This is a genomic window from Mesorhizobium sp. P2_D6 (assembly GCF_056404315.1).
In genome coordinates this window covers 17,782-38,626 of record NZ_JBFUEG010000024.1, presented here as the reverse complement: position 1 = coordinate 38,626, position 20,845 = coordinate 17,782, and the positions used below count along the sequence as shown (strand labels likewise).

General features: G+C 61.3%; 18 protein-coding genes and 3 pseudogenes. 1 reads left to right on the top strand and 20 read right to left on the bottom strand.

The window, feature by feature from the left end:
* Positions 1-5: 5 nt before the first annotated feature.
* The 14 genes and pseudogenes from sfnG to AC1D1L_RS30315 all read right to left on the bottom strand — a co-directional run bounded on the left by sfnG (position 6) and on the right by AC1D1L_RS30315 (position 12,285).
* Complete coding sequence (sfnG, locus tag AC1D1L_RS30380) at positions 6-1,106, bottom strand: dimethylsulfone monooxygenase SfnG (protein WP_477345045.1); 1,101 nt, start codon at positions 1,104-1,106, stop codon at positions 6-8.
* A 24-nt stretch (positions 1,107-1,130) separates the two neighbouring features.
* Positions 1,131-1,700, bottom strand: coding sequence for an FMN reductase (msuE, locus tag AC1D1L_RS30375; RefSeq protein WP_477345044.1), 570 nt, complete (start codon positions 1,698-1,700; stop codon positions 1,131-1,133).
* Between the two features lie 276 nt (positions 1,701-1,976).
* A pseudogene (locus AC1D1L_RS30370) lies at positions 1,977-2,357 on the bottom strand (ABC transporter permease subunit); the annotation flags it as partial.
* Between the two features lie 80 nt (positions 2,358-2,437).
* A pseudogene (locus AC1D1L_RS30365) lies at positions 2,438-2,587 on the bottom strand (IS110 family transposase); the annotation flags it as partial.
* A gap of 127 nt (positions 2,588-2,714) precedes the next feature.
* Positions 2,715-3,149 (bottom strand): hypothetical protein, encoded by a 435-nt coding sequence (locus tag AC1D1L_RS30360; protein ID WP_477345043.1) that lies wholly within the window; start codon positions 3,147-3,149, stop codon positions 2,715-2,717.
* 9 nt (positions 3,150-3,158) lie between these two features.
* Entirely contained in the window at positions 3,159-4,508 is a 1,350-nt protein-coding gene (locus AC1D1L_RS30355; RefSeq protein WP_477345042.1) for a Dyp-type peroxidase, read from the bottom strand.
* A 14-nt stretch (positions 4,509-4,522) separates the two neighbouring features.
* Positions 4,523-5,227 carry a hypothetical protein gene (locus AC1D1L_RS30350; protein WP_477345041.1) on the bottom strand — a complete coding sequence of 235 codons (705 nt, stop codon included), beginning with the start codon at positions 5,225-5,227 and terminating at the stop codon, positions 4,523-4,525.
* Entirely contained in the window at positions 5,187-5,846 is a 660-nt protein-coding gene (locus tag AC1D1L_RS30345) for a TetR/AcrR family transcriptional regulator (protein ID WP_477345040.1), read from the bottom strand. The genes AC1D1L_RS30350 and AC1D1L_RS30345 overlap by 41 nt, the downstream gene beginning before the upstream one ends.
* A gap of 504 nt (positions 5,847-6,350) precedes the next feature.
* Complete coding sequence (locus AC1D1L_RS30340) at positions 6,351-7,028, bottom strand: VOC family protein (RefSeq protein WP_477345039.1); 678 nt, start codon at positions 7,026-7,028, stop codon at positions 6,351-6,353.
* 2 nt (positions 7,029-7,030) lie between these two features.
* Complete coding sequence (locus AC1D1L_RS30335; RefSeq protein ID WP_477345037.1) at positions 7,031-7,459, bottom strand: VOC family protein; 429 nt, start codon at positions 7,457-7,459, stop codon at positions 7,031-7,033.
* The gene (locus AC1D1L_RS30330) at positions 7,456-8,712 is read right to left on the bottom strand and encodes an NADH:flavin oxidoreductase/NADH oxidase family protein (protein WP_477345036.1); all 1,257 of its coding nucleotides are present in this window, start codon (positions 8,710-8,712) and stop codon (positions 7,456-7,458) included. The genes AC1D1L_RS30335 and AC1D1L_RS30330 overlap by 4 nt, the downstream gene beginning before the upstream one ends.
* A gap of 10 nt (positions 8,713-8,722) precedes the next feature.
* A complete protein-coding gene (locus AC1D1L_RS30325; protein WP_477345035.1) occupies positions 8,723-9,676 on the bottom strand; it encodes a fumarylacetoacetate hydrolase family protein in 954 nt (317 codons plus the stop codon).
* Between the two features lie 27 nt (positions 9,677-9,703).
* Positions 9,704-11,638 carry an acyl-CoA synthetase gene (locus AC1D1L_RS30320; RefSeq protein ID WP_477345033.1) on the bottom strand — a complete coding sequence of 645 codons (1,935 nt, stop codon included), beginning with the start codon at positions 11,636-11,638 and terminating at the stop codon, positions 9,704-9,706.
* 38 nt (positions 11,639-11,676) lie between these two features.
* On the bottom strand, positions 11,677-12,285 hold the full coding sequence (locus AC1D1L_RS30315) for a TetR/AcrR family transcriptional regulator (RefSeq protein WP_477345032.1): 609 nt from the start codon (positions 12,283-12,285) through the stop codon (positions 11,677-11,679).
* A gap of 110 nt (positions 12,286-12,395) precedes the next feature.
* Here AC1D1L_RS30315 and AC1D1L_RS30310 point away from each other — a divergent pair, with 110 nt between their 5' ends.
* Positions 12,396-14,042, top strand: coding sequence for a bifunctional 3-(3-hydroxy-phenyl)propionate/3-hydroxycinnamic acid hydroxylase (locus AC1D1L_RS30310; RefSeq protein ID WP_477345030.1), 1,647 nt, complete (start codon positions 12,396-12,398; stop codon positions 14,040-14,042).
* 621 nt (positions 14,043-14,663) lie between these two features.
* On the opposite strand, the pseudogene AC1D1L_RS30305 reads toward AC1D1L_RS30310, so the two are convergent.
* The 6 genes and pseudogenes from AC1D1L_RS30305 to AC1D1L_RS30280 all read right to left on the bottom strand — a co-directional run.
* Positions 14,664-14,816 (bottom strand): annotated as a pseudogene (locus AC1D1L_RS30305) (ATP-binding protein); the annotation flags it as partial.
* Positions 14,817-14,964: 148 nt separating this feature from the next.
* Entirely contained in the window at positions 14,965-15,555 is a 591-nt protein-coding gene (locus AC1D1L_RS30300) for a DUF1349 domain-containing protein (protein WP_477345029.1), read from the bottom strand.
* A 122-nt stretch (positions 15,556-15,677) separates the two neighbouring features.
* Positions 15,678-16,553 carry an alpha/beta hydrolase family protein gene (locus tag AC1D1L_RS30295; RefSeq protein WP_477345027.1) on the bottom strand — a complete coding sequence of 292 codons (876 nt, stop codon included), beginning with the start codon at positions 16,551-16,553 and terminating at the stop codon, positions 15,678-15,680.
* 42 nt (positions 16,554-16,595) lie between these two features.
* The gene (locus AC1D1L_RS30290; RefSeq protein ID WP_477345026.1) at positions 16,596-18,236 is read right to left on the bottom strand and encodes a GMC family oxidoreductase; all 1,641 of its coding nucleotides are present in this window, start codon (positions 18,234-18,236) and stop codon (positions 16,596-16,598) included.
* Positions 18,237-18,238: 2 nt separating this feature from the next.
* Positions 18,239-19,735, bottom strand: coding sequence for an FAD-dependent oxidoreductase (locus AC1D1L_RS30285; protein ID WP_477345069.1), 1,497 nt, complete (start codon positions 19,733-19,735; stop codon positions 18,239-18,241).
* Positions 19,736-19,744: 9 nt separating this feature from the next.
* The gene (locus AC1D1L_RS30280) at positions 19,745-20,845 is read right to left on the bottom strand and encodes an ABC transporter ATP-binding protein (RefSeq protein ID WP_477345025.1); all 1,101 of its coding nucleotides are present in this window, start codon (positions 20,843-20,845) and stop codon (positions 19,745-19,747) included.

Sequence of the window (20,845 nt, the reverse complement as noted above, 5' to 3'; positions counted from 1 at the left end):
CTGGCCTATTCGGCGGCGACAAGCTCCCTGGCGCGCGCCGCTTCCAGTTCGCGCACCAGCGGGATGATGCGCTTGCCGAAGAACTCGACCTCTTCCTGGAAATGCAGGAAGCCGAGCAGGATCAGATCGGCGCCGGCATCCTTGAGCTTGAGGATGCGTTCGGCGATCTGTTCCGGCGTGCCGATGAGATTGCTGCGGAAGCCGTCATTGTATTGAACGAGATCCTCGAGGGACGACTTCGCCCAGTTGCCCTCGCCTTCCGGCGAGGCCTTGCCGGCGTTCTTGACCTGGTCGGCAAAGCCCTGCACCGCTTCGGGATTGGCCTTGGCGACGATCTCGTCCAGCACTGCGCGTGCTTCCGCCTCGGTTTCGCGAGCAATGGCAAAGGCGTTGACGCCGATCTTCACCTTGTGGCCATTGGCCTTCGCCTTGGCCTTGATGTCGTCGACCTGCTTCCTGATCTCTTCGGGCGTGTTGCCGTTGGTGAAATACCAGTCGGACACCCGGGAGGCCATGTCACGCGCGGCGCGCGACGAGCCGCCCTGGAATATCTCGGGCTGGGGATCGATCGGCTTCGGCTTCATCGAGTAGTTGGTGAAGCGGTAGAAATCGCCCTTGAGCGTGAAATTGTCCTCGGTCCAGATGCCGCGCAACGCGCGGATGAATTCCTCAGAGCGGCGATAACGCTCGTCATGGTCGAGCCAGAGCTCGCCGATGGCGGCGAACTCGCCGCGGAACCAGCCGCTGACGACATTGACGGCGACGCGGCCATTGGTCAGGTGATTGATGGTGGCGATCTGCTTGGCGGCCAGCGCCGGATTCCACGGACCGGGAAGGATCGCCGCGATGACTTTCAGCTTCGTGGTCGCGGCCAGCAGCGCGTGGCTGAACGACACGGATTCGTGCTGGTTGTCAGCGCCGTAGCCTGCGGTGAAACGGATCTGGCTCAGCGCATAGTCGAAGCCGTTGGCCTCGGCGATCTGGGCGAGCTTGCGGTTGTAGTCGATGTCCCAGCCGGTCCGCTGCTCGATGTTGGAGATGACCAGGCCGCCGGAGACGTTCGGAACCCAGTAGGCGAATTTGAGGCCGTCGGAATGAGACGTCATGTCGTTGTTCCCTTTTTCGTTGGCTCAGCCGACGCGCGCGGCGACGGCAGCATTTGCTTGGTTGGAATTGAGCAGTGAAGCCGCTTCGGAGGCGGCGCGCGAAATGCGTTCGCTGATCGCCGCACCGACGATTTCGGCGCCGACGAAATCGTCGGGCGCGCCATAGACACCTGTCGGTACAGTGACGGCGCCAAAGAAACTGAACAGCGGCCTGAGCTGATGCTCGAGGACGAGACCATGGTAGGGGCTGCCGCCGGTCGCGGCGAGAAGCACGGTCTTGCCGGCCAACGCGCGATGATCGACGAGATCGAACAGATGCTTGAGGGCGCCGGTATAGGAAGCCCTGTAGACGGGCGTCCCGACCACGAGCAGGTCGGCCTTCTCAACGCGCTGGACGATGGCTTCGCCAGACGGACCGAGCGTACCTCGGGAAAGCCCGGCGAAAAGCGATGGCGCTGCCTCGGTGATTTCGATGAGGCCGGTATCCGACGGGAGGCGCTGCGCGATCGCCTTGACCAGCGCGTTCACCACCGCCGTGGTCCGCGACGGCGTGCTGACGCCACCCGATATTCCTAGAACTGATAGCCGTGCCAACTCGTCAATCTCCCAGGCCTTGCTTCCGCATTGGGCCACTTCCAAACCGGGGCAGACGATATTCGACAAAATCTATAGAGATAAGGAATTATCTTCCGATTTTTCCACAATGCTGAGAAAATCGGCGTCCTGCGGGCTGCTCGACGGCAACTTTAGTCAGTCCTGATGATAGGCCTCAACCCAGGGTCTGATCTGACTTCGACGGTACTCGCCTGGGCAAAGCCTGCTCTGCGTAGAGAGTCTTCTTCTCTCGATTCCTTAGGCGCAGCGGCGACCAAAGATCGCGAAAGTCTGGCTCATGAGCCGCTTGGCGTAGCCGGTGATTTCCAGCACGGTGATCGTGGAGGCCAAGCTCGTGCCCTTGACCACAAGGATGAGGCGGATCGCGAGCGGGAACTCGATGCGGCGAAAGCGCAGAACTCGCGACATGCCGCAAGCCTGGGCAGCTTCGACAAGGCCGACTGGCATCGACATCAACCCTCCCCGCAAAATCTCGGACGTATAAGCTGCGGTGTTGAGCGCCAGTGCCAGTACGGCGCAGCGCGAGCCATCACTGATGACCCTCCACAAGACGGCGTTGTCCCTGACGAGGCTGACCTCGCCGAGGCCGTAGTAGAAGATGAATATCTGAACCAGGAGCGGGGCGCCGCGGAAGACGTTAAACATCTAAAAAGTACCGCTGGAAGTAAAGTGCGGGTGACGGTACTTTTCTTATCGTCGGCGATTGCTCGCCTTGTTTATGCGATGACCGGTTCCCTGTAGCGCTCACCGCTGGTCATCAAGGCCCAGACCATCCGGGCAATCTTGTTGGCGAGCGCAACGGCTGCAACCTTGGTCGTTCGCCGGGCCATCAGTTGCAGCAGCCGGAAAGCTCCGCTCTTGCGCCTCGCGCGCAAGCCGCGGAATGGCAGGTTCGGCTGCTCTTGGTTGACGACATTCGGCCGGAAAGCTTCAACAAGCCCAGCATGTCGTCGACAACCAAAATCTGCGCGTCGCAGGCCGGCGATGCGCCAATTATGCGATTGCCACCTCCTGTGTCATTCGAGATGCAATTGCTTCTGGTGGCAGGCAGCGAAGCACAGTACCGATCCTGTCGCCGACTAGCACCATTTTGCGGCGGTACGGTGAGTCGCACCCGTTGCGCATGCCAAAGGCCAACCCTTCCTCATCCAGAGAGCATGTCGCAGCGCTGATGATCCTCGGATGGCATCGAAACAGCTTCTCGCCTGTCCACGGCGCAGCGTGTTCCGGCAGCCCCTCGTGGATGCGCACCTCCCCGGCCAGCACGGCGTGGCTCTTGGCGTGCGCGTCCCGCAAGCCATGCCGATGCTTCTTGTAGACCTCGACGTTGGCCCTGGACATCGACTCAACGATCCGCGCGATCATCGCATCCTCGTCCGGCTCCTTGCGCTCAAGCGAAGGAGAGTAGCGTACGTATTGATTGGCCATCCTGGCCTCCTAGTTCTTGAGATCGCCGAGCCAGCGGATCGCCGGGATGCTCGGCATGAAGAAGTACTCGCCGCCGAGCAGCGTGTTGAAGGTCTCGATGCCGCGCAGGTAGCGCGGTGGGACGCCGGGCACGGTGAACGTTCCGTCTTTGCCTTGGAGCCCGATCATCGGATCTTTTTCCTGCCCTACGCCCATGAAGTTGCCCGAGTTGATCCACTCGCTCTGCAGGAACTCGAGCGTATCGATCGCGCGGACACCGATGGCGAGATAGTCGAGGCCGCGCGGCTGCCCGTCATCGACCAGCACACTCTTGTTCAGGTGCGTGCCGTAGGTGGTGCTGCGCCGGATCACGCGGCGGATGTTCACATCGCTCAGAGCCTTGAGCTTGGTGTCGCGCGGGTTCATGCGCCGGATGTGCGAACTGAGCGGGGTCTTCAAGCCCCGCGGGTCATCGGCGTAAGTGAAGTCGTTGTTGCGGCTCGGGTCCTCTCCAGTAGCCGGATTGTCCTTGTCGGGCGAAAGCGCGAGTGGCGCACCGCTCCTCCACCGTCCGACAATCTTGGCCGCGAGCAGCTCGCGCTCCGCCTCCGTCTTGGCATTGGCATGGATGAAGCGATTGAACGCCGCGACATGCGAGTAGTACTTGCGGAACACAAGGAATGTCCCGTTGCGTCCCAGCTCATCGGGCGCCGGCATGAGGAGCGGGCGGCCGGTTTCAGACGGGTATCCGAAGATGAACTCGCCGGCCTTGATCTCGCGCCCGTCGCCGGGAAAGCCGGAAACCCTGCCGCCCTGCACCTTGGGCTGGGTGAAGCCGTCCTTGTAGCCGAAGGCGTTGACACTATCCGGCTGAGCGCCGAAATCCTGTCGGCCCAACACCTCGATCCCGCTGACTTCGGCGAGCCTTTCCTCGTAGGCGGCGACTTCTGAACGCCAGGCTGCCTCGCTGCCGGCATAGACCGACAGGCCCAGATGCACCCTGCCGGTGCCGAACGGCTGCTCCCAGTTGGCGGGCGCATTGGGGCCTCCGTCTCTCAGCGCCCCCGCCCGCTTGGCCATGCCCTCGCGGAAATTCTCGGGGAAGCTCGCAAGCGATGACTCAGGCACTCCCAGCGCAACGAGGCCGGGATAGGTGATCGCCAGTGACGTCCACGCCGCGCGTGGCTTGTCCCAGTCGGCCGCCGACGTTACCCGTTCGGCAAGCCGCCTCAGCACCTCACGGCCACCGCGTGCATCGCGAATTTCGAGCAGCGCGTGCGTGCCGAAATAGGGTTCCGGACGCATGCGCACGATGGCGGCCTGGACCTTGTCGAACTCGATGTCGACGCCGAACCAGGCCTTGATCCCCTCGAACACCATTTTTCAGTGCTCGCTCAGTTGAGGTTGCCGAGAAAGTTCCGCACCGCCTTGTCCTGACGCCGCAGGCGGTCGGCCTCGGCAACCGTAATGTCGGGATCGGCGACGAACCACGCCGCGGCCGGAATCTGGCAGCGCTCGATGAAGGCCTTGACGTCGGGCGAGTGGATGCCCGGCCAGCCTTCGATGTTGCCGAAGATGTAGTCCATCATCTCGGGGATGAGCGTTGCGAAGTCGTCGATATATGGGTCCCACTCGCCGTCATAGGCGGTGGCAAACAGCAGCTTGGTTTCGTTCTCCAGGAAGACGAAGCGCATGTTGTGCAGCGTGCCGACCTGGCCGGCGCCTTGGAGATTCTGGTCGATCAACGCAAAGAACTTCTTGAGCCGTTCCGCGCCCCCCTGCTTTAGCGGCGCGATCAGGGTCAGTTCCGACACCTGTCCGCTCTTGAGGCCGATGCGTCCGGCTTTGGTAACACGATGCGATGCAACCATAGCGGGGTCCGCGAGGCGCTTGGCAACGAATAGCTTGAGCGCGACCGAGGCATCGCTGATCGCCTCGTCAATCCTCTGGCGAATAGCGGCGGGAAGGGCATTAAGGGTCATATCTTGCTCCGACTTGGTCATCATGACCTCCTTGGTTCGGGGGTAGCTCAGCGCTACTGGGCAAGACATATCTATTTTACGTTTGTAAATCAAGTGCTGTGGGGCACTGATCTGCATTTCGGCTGTCCAGATCCGGTTCTGGTCGCAATGCCATAGCAATATCAGCCACTTGCGTGGCCATCTGGGCAGGCGACGAGGGCTGAAGCGCGCCGTTCGAAACCCAGCGTACTACCAACCAGGTCATCCCCGAAGCCATCACGGTCGTCAGGTCCTCCTGGAACCCTCGGGCGCGTTCACCGGCGTCGAGGGATTCCGGCAACATGCGGGACGCCACGAATGCGATGAGCTTGTCAAAGAAAGTGACGCCCGCTGCCGCCGCGAGCACCCGCTGATAGAAGGGCCTGTGCTCCGCGAGATGAACGAAGACCGGACTTGCCTGAGCGACGATGCGACGATGCAGTTCAGCGTCGGGCTCCGTTGCCGCAGCGCGACGCTCCAAAGGCCCGGGGAAGGCCTCGGCGAGGCGAACAAACGCCGCTTCCTGGGCCGCCGACAGAACGTCAGGAAAGTGCTGGTAGAATGTGGGTCGGGTTACCCCAGCCGCCTCGACGACGCGAGTGATGGATAACTGCTCGATCGGCAATTCCCCCACCAGGTTCGTGACAGCGCCAATGATACTCGCGCGTGAGCGCTGGAATCTGGGATCGCTTTCTTTTCCGGGGAGTAGCTCGTTCATCCTGGCAATATGGCACGCTCATTTACAAACGTAAACTTACCTGCTGCGCCGATACCACTCGACGAGGGTTATCGCCACGACGGTTCTACTCGAACGTCGCTTCGTGCCGAAGCGGACATCTCCAGCATGAAGCGCCAATGACCGAAATAGGATCGTTTGCTGCCGTCGCCATTCTAAGGATATCGGGCTGTAGCGCAGAATCGGCGGTTCGCCATCCTAGCCGGTGGGATGCGGATGGGCAGCATCTGGCGGAGCATACGCGCGTTACATCTTCAACGTCTCGGCCGATTCGGCCGAACACTATCTAACTGATCATAAAAAGATAAATACATCGTACGGTAATCGGCGATATTCGGCGCGCCATAAAGCGGATCGAGACCGGTCACGATCGACTAGACCACTCTTTTACCGATCGCGCTCAGAACTTTCGCGTCACGGCGAGGAAGAAGCGCAGGTCGTTCCAGTCGAGCATCTGCGCTTTGTCCATTTTCGGACCGCAAGCCATCATGCTCGTTCCGAACCCTTCTTGTCGCCATACCGGGCACGATAGTTCTCGATCGTGTCCATGGCGCCGCAGAACTCGACATTGTTCCAGTCCGGATCATAGAGATAGCAGGCGACATTGCCGCCGGTTTCCCCGTCACCCAACGGTGGCTCGCTGTTGTGGCGGACCGGACCGTAGTTGATTGCAAAGCCGGTGGCGCGCTGCTGCTCGGAGAATGCCAGGACATCCTCCAGTCGATTCCCCTCTACTTCCAGCGCGAAGTGGAAGAAGCTCATGCCGGACGGTACGGCAACCTTGCCTGCCGGGTCATGCTGCTCGATCAGGACGAGACATTCATCGTGCGCCTTCGCGCTCATGTAGCAGCAGCGGACAGTCCAGCCCCCCTTAGACGGGTGTGGCTCTCGCTCGCAGGTGCGGCTGTGGGACAAGCCCGCAACCTGCTCATACCAGGCGCGGCTACGGCCGATGTCCTGCACATAGATCGCAAGCTGGCCGATGTGGGAAACCAGCGAGGGCTTGAACACGCCGTAGTCCTCGGTCTTGTTCGAGAACCTCCTCCTGGTCAGCGTTGGCCAGAGCAGCACCAGCTCGCGAAACCATTTGCGTTTGAGCAGCGGGCCGAACTTCTGCTTGAAGGGCGGGATGACGTTCGGCGGAATGAAAGCGGCGGTGGTCATGGTCAGTGTTCCTCGATGATCTCGATCCAATGGCTGTCGGGATCCTGCACGCTGAAGGCGCGTGCAACAGGCTTCGCCGAGGCGAGCATGCGGCCCTTACGCATGGGAAGTCCCATGCGCAAGGCACGGCTTCTGACCTCGTTGAATGCGGCCTCGTCGCGCAGCACCAGCGAGAAGTGCAGCATCGAATTGTTGTCCATCCTCAGCTTATGGTGCTTCACCAGGCAGATGTCGTGGTGATGAAAGCCGAAGGAGAAGAAGTGCATCTCCTGCTGCGACAGCCGCATGGCAGCGCTGCTGTCGGGATGATTGAGCGCAGAGAACTGCAGGTCGAAGAGCTCGGTATAGAAGGCCTTCGATCGCTCCAAGTCGGTGACGTAGAACACGTGATGCTGAAGGTTCGTAACGGGTATTCGCGTGCGTGTGTTCATGATGCTTCTCCCTGGCGCGCCTGCCTTTCGGCCCATGCCACATATTGCCTGGTTCGCGTCGTGGTCCGCACCTGCGCGCGCAGCAGTGCCAGTGCCGGCAAGACGCACCGGCTCGGCGCCCTGCCTCTGCTCAGCCTCTGCATCTGAATATCAACGATGGATCTCGTGGCGAGCGAGGCGAGCGGCTTGCTCTTCCAGTTGACGCTTGGAGCGGTCACCTCGATCGCATCGCCGCGGCGCCAGGCATCGGGCAGGTCGGGCCTAAGGGCAAGCGCCGTCGCCATCCCGACGACTGCAATTCCCTCATTGATGGCACGCTCGGCGACTGCTTTGCGACGGATGCCGCCGGTGAGCATCACCGACATTTTGGCAACGGACCTGATCTCCTTGGCGAACTCGAGGAAATAGGCCTCGCGCGCCAAAGTGCGCTCATCGCCGGTGCGGCCTTGCATGGCGGGGCTTTCGTAGCTGCCACCGGAGACTTCCACGAGATCGACGGCGAGATCGTTCAGTCTCTCGACCACCCGAACGGCGTCGTCATTGTCGAAGCCGCCGCGTTGAAAATCAGCAGAGTTGATTTTGACGGCAACGCAGAAGCCCGGCGAAACGCGCTGTCTGACACCCTTGACGATTTCGATGAGCAGCCGTGAACGACTGTCGAGTGAACCGCCCCATTCGTCCGTCCGTCGGTTGGTCAGGGGCGACAGGAACTGGCCGAGCAAATAGCCATGTGCGGCATGAATCTCGACACCGGTGAACCCTGCCTCTTCGGCGATTGCCGCTGTCTCGACGTAACGAGCAAGAATGGTCCGGATGTCGGCCTCCGTCATTTCACGCGGCAAGGCGAACATCTTCGAGTATTTGCCAAGCTCCAGCGGCACGGCCGAGGGCGCTATCGCCGTTTGCCGGAGATTTGCCCGCATCTGCCGTCCCGGATGATTGATCTGCATCCAGAACTGCGCGCCACAGGAACGGCCGGCTTCCGCCCATTGGCGCAAAGCTGCGAGGTGCCGGCGGTCCTCCACGACCACTCCGCCGGGTCCTGTCATGGCCCGACCGTCGACCATCACATTGCCGGTCAGAATCAGCCCGGCGCCGCCCTCCGCCCAGGCACGATACATGCGCCAGAGCCTATCGCCGGGCGCGTGCTCTGCGGTCGCGAGGTTCTCTTCCATCGCGGCCTTGGCAATGCGGTTCTTCAGGACGGTACCGTTTGGCAGTGTGAGGGGCTGAAACAGCGGGTCGGCCAACATCATATTCTCCCTAGACGGCGATGGTGACGCGCTGCTCGCCGAGATCGATGACCCCGTCGGCACTGGCGATCCGCGCCGTGACCACGTCGTGCGATTTCAGGTATTGCAGACGCCGCGCCTGACCCTTGCGAAAAGCGGCCCAGAGCTTCTTTTCCGGCAGCACAAGCTGCATGAGCTTGCGTAGCAGCGGCGGCGGGATGCGCAACGCGCAGCCGGAAGGCGTTCCGGTCAGGAGGACGTCTCCGGGCGCGACATCCGAGAAGGTCGACAATTCGGTGATCGTCTCGGCCGGCTTGAAGACCAGGTTACGCGTGTTGTCGCGTTGCCGCTGTGTGCCATTGACCGACAGGACCAAGTCCAGTTGGTCGAGATACCGGAATTCACTGGGGTCGAGCACCGTCAGATAGGGTCCCATCGGGCAGAAGCCGCGATAGCTCTTTCCCTTGAAGAACTGTGTCTGCGGGATCTGCACGTCACGGGCCGAAACGTCATTGGCGATGGTGATGCCAAAGACATACTCCGCAAGATTGTCGGCCGTGACCGTAACCGGTCCGGTGATCGCCTTTCGAAAGACAAGTGCCAGTTCAATCTCGTAGTCGAGCAGCGCGACATGCGCAGGCCTACGCACGATGCCATGCGGATCATTGAGCGAGCAGTCCGACTTCTCGAAAAACATGTTGAAGGTCTTTTCGTCCGGATTGAGCCCGGATTCGATCATGTGCTGGCGGTAATTCGCGCCCTGGCACAGCAGCCGAGCTGGCGCAGTTACTGGCGAGAGCAGCCTCACGTCCTGCAGCGACACATTGGAGATGCGGCGCGAGGCGGCGAGCCAATCGGCCTCGCCGTGCTCGATTACGGCCGCGGTCGTCTGATAGCGATCGTCGAGTGGCGTAATGGCTTCGCCGTGAACGACGCCCCATTGCTGGCGTCCGCCGATCTCATAGCGAGCAAGATTGATGGCCATTTCTCGTTGTCCTTTTTTCTCGGGGCCCTAGAGGAATTCCGTAGGAAAGGCGTAGCCGCCGACCTTTTCGCGAAGAGCACCCGCATCCCCGTTCGTTGTCACCTTGGCGAGAAGGCCGCGCCTGGCATCCTGAACGACCGACAACGCCTTCAGCTCGATGCCCGCATCCCCGGCCTCCCGGCGCACGACGAACTCGATCTCCAGCATGGAAAGCGCGGGTTTGAAGATCTTGCCCACTGGTGTGACCGGAAGGGCGGGAAGAACCGTGATCGCCTTCGGATGGGCCGCGCGCTCGGGAATGCGCGCGAGCACATACGCCAGGAGATCGGCGTTGGAAGCGGCGTGGTCTGGTTTGAGCTGGACATAGAGCACGGGCACCTCGCCGGCATGAGGGTCGGGACGGCCGACGGCGGCGGCGAGTTGCACCGCAGGATGGTCCTGCACGGCGCTTTCGATCACCTTCGGATCGATGTTGTGGCCACCGCGGATGATCAGCTCCTTCTTGCGGCCCGTGAGCCAGAAATAGCCGTCCGCATCCTGGCGCGCGAGGTCGCCGGTGTTCAGCCAGCGCTCGCCCTCGATCTTCAGCCAAAGCCCTTCATTGTGTTCGGTATTGACGTAGCCGGCAAAGACATTGGGGCCGCTGATCGCCAGCACGCCGATCTCATCCGTGGCGGCATAGCCTTCGAATTGGCCGACCTCATCAAGCCGCACCACCGTCATCTTCTGGTAGGGAATGCGCAGCCCGATCGAACCGATGCGCCGCTCGCCCGCCGGCGGGTTGACACTGGAGACGCAAGCCCCCTCGGTCAGGCCGTATGCTTCCAGGATCTTGATGCCCGTGGTCTTCTCGAAACTGCGGAACAGTTCGACCGGCATCGGCGCTGCGCCGCAGAAAGCGTAGCCGATACTCGAGATGTCTCGGCCGGCGATGGGCAGCTGCAGCAGCGCCGAATAGACGGTCGGAACGCCGGAAAAAACGTAAATGCGGTAATGTTCGGCGATCTCCCAGAAGGACCGGATGACGCCATCGCCGCGATAGCCTTGTGGCGTGCCGATAACGACATGCGCACCGTTGCTCCAGGGAGCGAGGCCCGTCACCAGTTGGCCGTTGACGTGAAACAGTGGCAAGCCGCAGAAAATCGTCTTTCCCGCTCCCAAAGCCTCGCCGACAAAGGATCGCGTCGACCAGGTGTCGAACACTTCCGAGAAATGCGTGCGCTTGGCGATCTTCGGGATGCCGGTCGTGCCACCGGTACAGAAATACGACGAAATATCTCCCGCTCGCGGCGGCTCGAAATTCAACCGGTCGCCGCGCTCTCGGCCAATCTCCTTGCGCAGGTTGAGGATGCGCAAGGCTCGTCCGGCGACTCGCGGCTTTCGAAGCCGCGACAGCGTCCGGAATGCAAGTCCCGCCGCGCCGCGGACATAGGGGCCGACTCCCACGGTCAGAATTCCCGCCAACCCCGGCACTCTGGCTGCGGCCTTGGCCGCCTTTTCCCAGATGTTCGTGCCCGGCGTGGCTTCAAGCGTCACCAGCCACTTCGCCTTGCCGGCCACCAGGAGCTCCGCGATCTGCTCCGCCTCAAGCAGCGGATTGACGGCGAAGGCAATGCCGGCCGCCTCGCCTCCCCAGATCACGAAATGCGTTTCGGGAAGGTTGGGGAGTACGAAGGCGACGACGTCCTCGCGGTTAATTCCGAGACGCCGGAGCGCATTGGCCGTGCGCGTGATGTCGGCAAAAAGCTGCCGGTGCGTCCAAGTGAACGGGTGGCGATAATCTTTCGTCCGCAGGAAAAAGGACAGCGCCGTTGAGTCCGGTGCGATCGCCACGCCCCTGGATAGCATTTCGTATGTGCTGGCCGGCACGTGCCTCTCGGCGAGCGGGACGCGCTCGAACTCCCTGATATCGGACAAGTCGGCGACCTGATGGACGCCAGCGTCCTGCAGTGACATCAGCATGGACTTTCTCCTCCCGTAAAACGCCCACCACGTCGCCGCTACTTGGGCAGCGGCGGCAGTTCGGCGGTCGCGAGCGACTGCGCTTCTTGCGCGTCCACGCCGAGTGCCCGGAGCACGAATTCCGCCGCGTTGGCGCCGGCCTCACGCCAGGTCTTGTGACCTTCGAGCACCAACAGCATCGCTGAAATTCCCGTGCCGCCGATCATCGCGAGCACCGACGGCGCCTGATCGGCATGGAAGCTGAACCGTCCGGTCTCAAGACCGTGCATCAGATCGACGGCTGGCTGGGATTCCCACATGCTTCGCAGCGCACCATTGGAAAAGGCGAAGCGCAGAATGAAGCGTCCCCAGTCGGGTTCCTCATGCGTCCGGCGTACGAAATGGCGCAAGCCATCGGCGACCGCCTTGGCCGGGTCACGCGTGTCCTTGGCGGCTCTGGCGATGCGCTCGTGCATTTCCGATGCCAAGCGCACGGCAATCTCTTCAAACAATCGCTCCGGCTCCGGGTAGTTGTTGTAGATCGTGCCGCGGGCGACCCCAGCAGCTTGGGCGAGTTCGCGCACACTGACCTGGGGGCTACCTTTCTCTGCAAAGAGCCTCATTGCCGCGTCGTTGATCCTGGCCTGCGCCATCGAGACGTCGTTCACCCGTACCTCCTGAACATCTATTGACAATATTGAACACCACTGTTCAAATTAAGTCAACTCTGTTTAGGCGGTGACCCGGTTTGAACCGCCCGACCGTTGGGAGGAAGGAAATGGAAGTCAGCGTTCCATTGAGCACGGATGTGCTGGTGGTGGGTTGCGGCCCCGTAGGCGCCACGCTTGCGCTTATGCTGGGCCGACGCGGCATATCCGCCCTAGTCATCGACAAGGCGCCCGATATTTACGCAGCGCCGCGGGCGATCGCTTTCGATTTCGACGCGTTGAGAATTCTGCAGTCGGCTGGCCTTGGGTCCGATGACTTTGACCAGGTGCGGATACCTTTCGTGCGCATGATCTCGCCGATCTTCGGCGAGTTCGCGCGCATCAACACGGCGCGCGAAGTCGACACGCATCCGATGCAGATCACGTTTTATCAGCCTGATCTCGAACGTGCGCTTCGCCGCAGGCTGAGCGAGGCCCACTCCGTCACCGTCAGCCTCGCGACCGAACTCATCTCTCTACGGCAGGGCAATGACGGCGTTGCCGTGCAAATACGGCTGGCCAACGGGTCTGTCATCGACGTCTGCACACGGTATCTGGTCGGAGCCGACGGCGCGAGCTCGAACGTCCGCGCCATGATCGGGCAGGATTTCAAAGGAAAGAGCTTCGTCGAGGACTGGCTCATCGTCGATGCGAAGAATGCGCCTGAGCCGATCGATCATGTCGAGTTCCTCTGCGATCCCAAGCGCCCGACGCCGCACATGATCGCACCGGGTGGACGACAGAGGTGGGAATTCATGCTCGCCAAGGGCGAAGGCCGGCAACAGATGGAGGGAGACGAGGAGGTCGGCCGTCTGCTTGCGCCGTGGGGTGGAATCGCCGCGATGGAGATCGAGCGCAGAGCCGTCTACCGCTTCCATGCGCGAACTGCCGATTCCTTTCAAAGTGGGCGGGTGTTCCTGGTTGGCGATGCCGCGCACATCACGCCACCCTTCGTCGGTCAAGGTCTGGTTTCAGGTCTCCGCGACGCGGCCAACCTGTCATGGAAGTTGGCGTTTGTAGTGAAGGGATGTGCCGGGATGCATATTCTCGACAGCTATGACGCGGAACGCCGCCCGCACAGCCAAGCTATGATCAATGTTGCCCGCCTGATGGGCAAGCTCATCATGCCCCGCAACCGCTTCGCCGCCTTTGTGAGCCACGGCACGATAAAGCTTCTGCGAAAAGTTCCCGGTCTGCGCGGGTTGTTGGAAGAACAGGGCATTCGCCCTGCCAATCGCTACCGCCGTGGTCTGTTCCTGAAATCAGCCCGCGTCGCTTATCCGAAGCCCGGTTACCTGTTGCCTCAGGTCTGGCTTGTCGATCGACAAGGCAATGAACACCGAAGTGACGATGTGTTCGGGCACAGCTTCGCCCTTGTGGGGTTCGACACCGACCTCGACCAGTATCTCGACGATCATGCGGATCGCATCCTCGCCGGCCTCGGGGCTAGAAAAGTCGTTATTGCCCAGCCTAACCAGGGCTTGTCCAGCACAGATGCTTTCACGCACAAAACGGTCGCCCCGCTCTGCCCAACAGCAAAACGGGCCGTGGCGCTTGTCCGGCCGGACCGGATCGTCATGGCCGCTGGCCCTGCCGATCAAGTCAGCAAAATGCTTAAGGCGGCCGCGCAGCAACTGAACGGGACAGGGCGGGAATGGCCATTCTTAGGGGCGGCCGATCTGAGCCGAGGTGCGGCCGAACTTCGCTGTTTACCCTAAAACACGTCATCCGGCGATCGATTCAGCGACGACCGCTCTGGCGCACTGCAACCTACTGGTGGCCGGCGGAGACGTCTGCATTCGGGCAACGGCAAAGCTCGCCTCTACGGCCGAGAAGAGGCGCAAAGCAGTCATTATGAGGGTGGCTGCGTCGAACCGACCAACAATGAAGGCACTGCCCGCACACTTCGGGTGGCGCGCACGCTTGTCGCGCTATTGCCTGCGGCGGTGGTCTAAAAAAGGTAGTAAGTGACCAAGTTGTTGGCCCAAAAAATACAGTAAAACCAACGCAAGGAATTCATCGTGCAATTTGTCAATCAGGTCCTTGCGTCTGCGGCCGAAAGGATACACGCTCGCTCTGCGCTCAACCTTCGCTTTGTAATCCTTCCATGCCGTTCGAAGGGGACTTTTTGGTTCATCCGCCATTTTGCAAATGTGCCATCCGCCCAGTTCTTTTGCTAGCACCCCGGCGATGAACTGACTGCCAAAGTCTCAGCGCTCGCCCGGGCGGAGCTGAACAAAGTTGTGCAGTCGGGCGAACGCCGATGGCGCTTGGCAGTTTGTTGGTGATCAGGCGCGGCTCTTGACGCACCAGGATTCGTTTCCGGTCTCGATGATCCCTTAGAGATGGGTGAGGCGGTTGAGAAGCGCTGCCGACATATCTCGGCGGCGCGGAAGACGACGAACCATTCTCCAAACGCCAGGTTGGTGGTGATGATGACCGAGGTCCGTTCATAGAGCGAGCAATAGCCCGCCGGCCTGAGCAAATGGCAGATTGCACCTTTGCGGCATATCCATATTAGAGCCTCAGGATCGGCTCGACCGTACCATCGGTACAGCCGAGCCGATCTCGTCGATCTTCCGGGATTGTGGCTGGCAGAACATTGACCTCGGTAAGTGTAGATCCAACGAGAGCGGGCGCCTACTGGCCGTTTCGTAGATTGGATATGACGTCAAAATTCAGCCGAACGTCGCTGAAAGCCGCGATCACGCCTCTCCCGGTTGGAGACTGAGCCCCCAGTCCAACCCTGAGCGGCCTTTTGTCCAGGCCGGGAATTTCAAACCAACGGAGAAATTTCCATAGTTTTCCATCTTCCGAGAAATGGAGGGCTGCGGATTTGCCATCACAATAAATACGAAGGTAAACAAACGCACCGTGGAAGTTCGGACCATCCGAGTCATCGGATGTATAACGGGTAACCACACTGACGATGGTAGGCCTGTACTCAGCCGAATACTCAAAAGCGATCTTCGCCCAGTTTTCGTCATCGGACTCTATAAAGATGGCCCCTGCGTCATATGGTGACGCAAAATCAACCGAAACTTTTGCCGACAGCGAGAAGACCGGTTCGCTGACCGCCCAGGCCAGCCGCGGGACATTGGCCGATCGTGGCCTTCCCGTGGGCGAGAAGAACCAATCCGTCTGCTCGAACGAATGGATGGAAGCCGTGTCGCCATCCACCGTGACGCGACCGTGCGCCAATCCTTCAACTGTCATCTCTTCGAGGCGCAAGATCTTCTCCTATCATTCATCACTAAAGGCCCAAGGCAGAGTTCAAGATCTTTGGCTCGCATCCTGGCAGTAAGCTGCGCGTGGGAAAGTGCGTGTCGTCCTCCAACTGGAAGATCCGCTGGTCATAAATGCTCCGCGAACCACTCGGCCGTGCGGGGTACAAGAACGCTTTCCACGGTCTCAGGCGAGGTGTCCGCGTTCCAGTCATGACCCGCATCGATCACGACAAGATCGTCGATGCCCTCGTGATAGTTGAGGAGCGACTGTCCTGCCGCGGGCTGTGGCGTCACAACCGTTTCGCGGCTACCCACGATGACCCGGAGGGGACCTGGATATTTCGCTATGGCGCCGGCCGGCACGAAGAGCGGCAATTCCTTGTAGAATGTTCCTCTCAGGGTCGTCTCGCCGCCTTGCTGAAGCTTGGTTGTGATCTCGCGGGCATCACCGGCGATCGCGCTTGCGACGGTATAGGCACCCAGCAGATATGAATAGGTCGACATCGGGTTGGTGACCGGCGCCCACAGCACGAGCGCCGACACCCGCGGACGCAAGGCGGCAAGATGCGAGCCGACAAGGCCACCCTGGCTGTAGCCGAGGACACCGACACGGGTGCCGTCGATGTCGGGCACGGCACCGAGGTAATCGAAAGCAAGCGTCGCGTCCTCTATCTGTCCCGAAAAGGTCGTGTCCTCCCACCTGCCGGCGCTGTCGCCCGAGCCATGGAAATCTATGCGCAGCGTCGCTATGCCGTTCTCGGCGAGCTTCGCAGCTGTGTAGCCGAACAGGCCGATATCCCATTGCGCGATCGGCAGCTCGTTCTTCTGGCCGGTGAAACCATGCAGCATAAGGACGACGGGTGGGGTGGCAGTGTCGGGCCTGTTGAGGATGCCGACCAGGCCACGGCCGCCCTTGTCAATCTGGACAGTCCTCTCCTCCGCGGGGCCGTGGACTTTCGTGGGCGCCCCATGCGTTGCGGCAGCAACGCGATCCGATTTCATATCCATTCTCCCTAGTCCTGTGCAACGGCCGTCGGGCTTTGCTTAGCCCTTGAGGAATTCCGCGGCCCTCTCGCCGATCATGATGCAAACGGCGTTGGGGTTTCCCGAGATCAGCGTCGGCATGATTGAAGCGTCCGCCACGCGAAGACCATCGATGCCGCGAACGCGAAGAGTGGGGTCGACGACGGCCATGTCGTCCTGCCCCATACGGCAGGTGCCCGCCGGATGCAGCGCCGCATGCGCGGTCTGCCGGCAGAAATCGCGGATGTCGGCGCGTGTCTTCATCGCAGGCGATGGCATGTGGCGTGTGGCGACATAGCGCTGGATCGCGGGTCGCTCCATGATGTCGAGCGCGGCCATGGTGCCTTCGGTGACGGCGTCGAGATCATAGGGGTCGGAAAAGTATCGCGGTGCGACGCGCGGATTGTCGAAAGGATCAGTGCTCCTGAGGGTGACCTCGCCGCGTGAACGAGGCCGTATCTGGCCAAGATTGACGGTACAGCCATTGCCGCCCGGAACGGCATCGACGCCTTCCTCGATACCCGCTCCCACCACCATGAAGAACTGGACATCCGGGATCGCTTCGTCCTTGTTGCCCCACCAAAAGGCGCCGCCTTCGATCAGGTTCGATGCAGCCGGCCCGCCGCGAAACAGCAGATAGTTCAGTCCAGCGGCAGCCTTCCAGTGCAGCTTCTTGTATTTGTCGTAGCTGTGCGGTCCGTTCAACTGGTAAACCAGCGACATCTCGATATGGTCCTGCAGGTTCTGCCCCACGCCAGGCAGATCGGCCTCCACCCGGACGCCATGTCTGCGCAGCGCATCCGCCGGGCCGATGCCCGACAGCATCAAAAGTTTCGGCGAAGCGAGTGCCCCCGCCGACAAGATCACCTCACGCTCTGCGCGCAGGATCCACTTGCGCCCGCTGACCACATACTCGACACCGGTCGCCCTGCCCTCCTCGACGATGATGCGGCTGACGCTTGCGCGAGTCTGGACCCGCAGGTTCGCGCGTTGGCGGGCGGGCTTGAGGAAAGCCGTCGCCGCGCTGCTGCGCCGTCCGCCTCTTGCCGTGATCTGATAGAGGCCGCATCCGGCCTGGTTGCCGGAATTGAAGTCCGGATTGTAGGGCAGCCCTGCCTGCTGGCATGCCTGCAGCCAGGCACGCGTCAGCGGATGGATCTGGTCGATGTCGGAGACCCCGAGCGGGCCGCCGACGGCATGGGCTTCGTTGCAGAACCTGTTGTTGTCCTCGGAGCGCCGGAAGTAAGGCAGCACATCGTCATAGGCCCAGCCACTGGCGCCGAGCGCCTCCCATTGCGCGTAGTCGGAGGGAACACCACGGATGTAGATCATCGCATTGACCGAACTTCCGCCGCCAAGCACCCTTGCCTGGACCATGGTCGGCGCGGGGCCGGGCGAGCGAGCGTCCGTCGGCTCCCAGGCGATGCGCTTCAGGAGCGACCCCTGGGCGGTCTTGTAATAGGCCCCGGGGATATGGATGTACGGATTGACGTCGCTCGGTCCCTCCTCAAGCACCACCACCGAAACGTCTTTATCTTCGGACAGCCGCGAGGCGATGACGCAACCCGTTGCGCCGCCGCCGATGACGATGTAGTCGCAGGTGCCGACGACCGTCTCGCTTCGCGGAGCAATTCCAAAGCGAGCGGATCCATGGGTTGCCATGTTCACATCCCCCTGATGGCCGCACCGGCTTTCAAAGCCAGAGCCGCGATGGTCAGCGCGGGGTTCACCGCCGCCGATGTCGGAAGCACGGATGCGTCAGTGATGTACAGATTGGCGATATCGTGCGACCGGCAATCGGGCGAGACGACGGATGTGTTCGCGTCGTTGCCAAGCTTGGCGGTACCGCACTGATGCGATGTCGTCTTGCGGCCGAAGGTTCGCGACAGGACAATCGGGAATCCCGCCTTGCGCATCACCGCTCGTGTTCTTCTTATCAGTGTCTCGTGCGCCTGCATGTTGCTGCGAACCCAGTTCATGACGATCCGTCCATCGCGAACGACGACGCGGCTTTCGGGATTGGGCAAATCCTCGCTGGTCAGGAACCAGCCATAACAGTTGCGCGCGATAAGACCGGTCAGCCAGCGCGGCAGCATGGGCGTGTTGGCCTTGAGGATGTTGCCGGTGATGTGGCCGAGCAACTGCACGTTTCCCAGTGGAAAGTTGCCTTGCGGATCCCTGTTGTAGAAATCGTTGAACGCCAGCGTCTTTTGATAAACGGCTGTGTTGGCACGAAACGGGTCGATGGCCAGCATCGCCGTGGTGTTGTGGTTCATGAAGTTGCGGCCAAGCTGGTCGGAGCTGTTCGCAAGCCCGTTCGGATGAGGCGCATTTGCCGAACGCAGCAACAGTGCGGCACTCTGCACCGCGCCGGCGGCCACGGCGAAGATATCCGCAAAGATCCTGTGCTCGATACCGTTCTTCAGGAAGATCGCCGTCGTCACCTTTTGCCCGGACGTATCCGTTTCCAGCCGCAGGACATGCGCTCCGGTGATCAAGGTGACGTGGCGGTGCTCCAGTGCCTTTGCGAGTGGCCCGACTTCCGCGTCGATCTTGCCCGCCCCGGTGTTCGGGAAGGCATCCCACCCCGTCTGTGCGCGGCGCAGCCAGGCCTCGATATCGACGGCGAGCGGCAGGCTCGACGGATGGATGCCGGCCTTGCGCAGCCGGCCACGCACGGCCGCAATGGATGGCTCGTCGGGGACGGGAGGAAAGCCGTAGGGGCGGGTGCGCGGGGGCTCAGTCGGATCCTGCGCGGCGTCGCCGCGGACCTGGAACAGCGCCTCGGCACGTTCATACCAGGGTTCGAGTTCGGCGTAGGCGATAGGCCATCCCGGCGAGCGGCCGCCCATATGGTCGCGGGGGCTGAAATCTTCCTGCCGATAACGGTACATCACTGCACCGAAGAACTTCGAATTGCCGCCTATATAGTAGTAATTGCCCGGCAGGAAGCTCTCGCCGTCCGTCGCCAGCCATTCCTCGCTCGATCTGTAGAAGCCATTCTGGAAGATGGCGATATCGTCGCGCGCCTCCGGCGTATCCCTGAGGTGCTCCCCGCGTTCCAGGATCACGATGCGTCTTCCGGTGTCGGCGAGGCTATAGGCAAGCGAGCTGCCGCCGATACCGGAACCGATGATGACAATGTCTGCGGTGTGCTCCATCATCGGGCCTCAGTCGATACGCTCTTCGGTTTGGGCGTCGAACAAGACGATCTTGCTCGTATCGACCGACAAGGTGGCTGTCTTGCGGGCCTCTACCGTCTTGGGAGGAACGCGGGCGGTGACTTCCACCCCGCCAATCTGGAACAGCGCTAGCGTATCTGGGCCGGTTGGCTCGACGACATCGATATGGACCAAGAGTGTCCTGCCCGGCTCGCCGGCAGAGACACTGAACAGCTCAGGCCGTATGCCGACGAGGACTTTGCGCCCGTTGAACTTTGCAGCGCTTTCCTTCGAGATCGGAATGCCGGAAATACGGTTTGGCTCCCTGTTGACGACGTCGAGAACCGCGACGGCGGTCGCCGAGTCGATCTCCAGCTTTCCGGGGATCAGACTCATTGAGGGCGAGCCCACAAACTTGGCAACGTAGACATTTGCCGGCCTGTCATAGACCGTTTGTGGATCGGCCAGTTGCTGCACAACACCGTCCTTCATGACAGCGACGCGGGTCGCCAGGGTCATCGCCTCGATCTGGTCATGCGTCACATAGACAGTCGTAGTTCCAAGCCGGGCATGCAGCCGCTTGATCTCGGTGCGCATGTCGACGCGCAGCTTGGCGTCGAGATTGGACAGCGGCTCGTCGAACAGAAACAGCTTCGGCTGGCGTACGACAGCACGGCCCATCGCCACACGCTGGCGTTGGCCTCCCGACAACTGGCCTGGGCGGCGGTCGAGCAAATGGCTCATCTGCAGCATCTCGGCTGCCGCAAGAGTTGCCTTAGCACGTTCAGTAGGCGGCACGCCGCGGATTTTCATGCCGAATTCGATATTCTGACGCACCGTCATGGTCGGATAAAGCGCGTAGGACTGGAATACCATGGCGATGTCGCGATCTTTCGGCGGCAGATCATTGACGACTTCGTCCGCGATCCGGATTTCGCCCGATGTGATGCTTTCAAGCCCGGCGATCATGTTGAGCAGGGTGGATTTACCGCAACCCGATGGGCCCAGCAGAACAAGAAAGTCGCCATCGGTGATCGAAATGCTGACTCCCTTCAGGACGTCAACTGCGCCATAGGATTTTCGAACGCGATCGATTTCGAGAGTTGCCAT